This is a genomic window from Micromonospora yasonensis (genome assembly GCF_026013475.1).
GTDB classification, from domain to species: domain Bacteria; phylum Actinomycetota; class Actinomycetes; order Mycobacteriales; family Micromonosporaceae; genus Micromonospora; species Micromonospora yasonensis.
Window position 1 is genome coordinate 1 of record NZ_JAPDPH010000432.1, and the last position, 1,791, is coordinate 1,791.

A 1,791-nucleotide genomic window follows, 5' to 3' on the forward strand; every position below is an offset into this window, starting at 1 on the left:
TGCCGCCCCGCCGGCCTGTCGATCAGGAGATCGGGATCTCCGTCCAACTCCCGAACGCGCCGCCCGCCGCCGACTGTCCGGTGGTGTAGATGCGGTTGTCGGCGCTGCGGACGACCAGGCTGATCGTGTTGATCCCGCTCAGTCCGGGCGTCGGGTCGCTGGCGAAACCGGCCGCCGGCGGGTTCGTCCCCATGGCCTTCCAGGTGCCGAACGTCCCCCCGACGGTGGACTGCCCGACGCCCCATACGGCATTGTCCGAGCCCCGGGCGTAGACCACGGTGGTGCCGTTCGCACCCTTCATCGCAGCCGGGTCACCGGAGTAGGTGATCTGGCCGCTGCCGACGACCGACCAGTTGCCGAAACTGCCGCCGGTCGTGCCCTGTGCGGTGCTCCAGATCTTGCCGTCGGCATCCCGGGCGTAGAGCGCCAGCCGGTTGTTCGGGTCGAGCAGTGCGGCCGGGTCGCCGACGAACCTGCTGAGCGGCCATCGATCACCCATGGTGCCCCACATACCGAAGGCGGCACCCGGCGAGGGCTGGCCCACGCCGTGGATGAGGTTGTCCGTACCCCGGGCGTAGATCACGATCGTCCCGTTGGCGGCGAGCAGGGCCTGCGGCTTGGAGGCGACTCCGGAGCCACCCCCGCCGATCCGCAGCCAGGGGCCGAACGCGCCACCGACGGCGGTCTGGTTCGTCCCCCACACCCAGCCGTCCGCGCCACGGGCGTAGATGACCAGGGTGCCCGAAGGGGCCAGCACGACGCTCGGATCACTGGCGAAGCCCGTCGCCGGCGCGCCGGTGCCGATCGACTTCCAGTTGGAGAAGGCTGCGCCGACGGACGGCTGGCCCACCCCGTACATCTGGTTGTCGATCCCACGGGCGTAGATGACCAACGTGCCGTCAGCCGCCTTCAGGACCGAAGGGCTGCCGATGAAGCCGCTGCGGTTACCGATCCGCATCCAGCCGCCGAAGCTGCCGCCGGCGGTGGCCTGCTGGCTGCCCCAGATCCAGCCGTCCGCCCCGCGACGGTACGTGACCAGTGCTCCCGACGCGGCCTTGAGGACCGCGGGGTCCCCGCTCGCCGCTGTGTCGGCGTCGACGGACCAGGCCTTGTCCCAGGTCTGCGCGAAGGCGAGCTCGCCGGAGAACCAGCCGCCGTACGTGCTGGCCGCGGTCTTCTGGTTGCCCATCCGGAAGGCGCCGTTCGCCATCGTGCCAGCGGTGTGGCTGGTCCGGGCGGCGTTCACGCCACTGACGTACAGGGTCATCGCGCCGCTCGTCTTGACGAAGCTCACCATGACGTGCGTCCAGACCCCCGCACGGGCGGTGCCCGGGGCGCTGGCCGCGATGTCCCAGACCGGGTTGCTGGCATCCGTCCGCGGCATCGCGAAGCGCCAGGACTTGTCAGTCGCGTCGGTCCAGAGCTTGAAGCCCGCGGTGTTGGTGACATCCTGCGACAGGACTGTCCCGCCGAGGACGGTGGGCTTGATCCAGGCCGCCACCGTGAAGTCGCCGTTCGTGTTGACGGCGGGCCCGGCGGTGGCCAGGCTGCCGCTGGTGCCGTCGAAGACGGCATCCGGGTCGAACATGTCGCCCGTGCTCCACTTGACTCCGCCGCTACCGGTGGCGGCGAGGGCGCCGACGGTGTCCCGGGCGGTGGTCACGGCCCCCGATTTGGCGTCGTTGAGCTGCCAGGCGTGCTGGGAGGTGATCAGGGACTGGGGGTCTTGCCCGCTGATCGTGCCGCTGCCGTTGCCCAGGGCGGTGACCAGGTACGGCGTGACCTGGCCGC

At 70.8% G+C, this 1,791-nt stretch carries 1 protein-coding gene; it reads right to left on the minus strand.

The features are described from left to right. Positions 1-22: 22 nt before the first annotated feature. Positions 23-1,791: LamG domain-containing protein (locus tag ONA70_RS36105; RefSeq protein ID WP_265010958.1), on the minus strand; the 1,769-nt coding region annotated here is incomplete at its 5' end.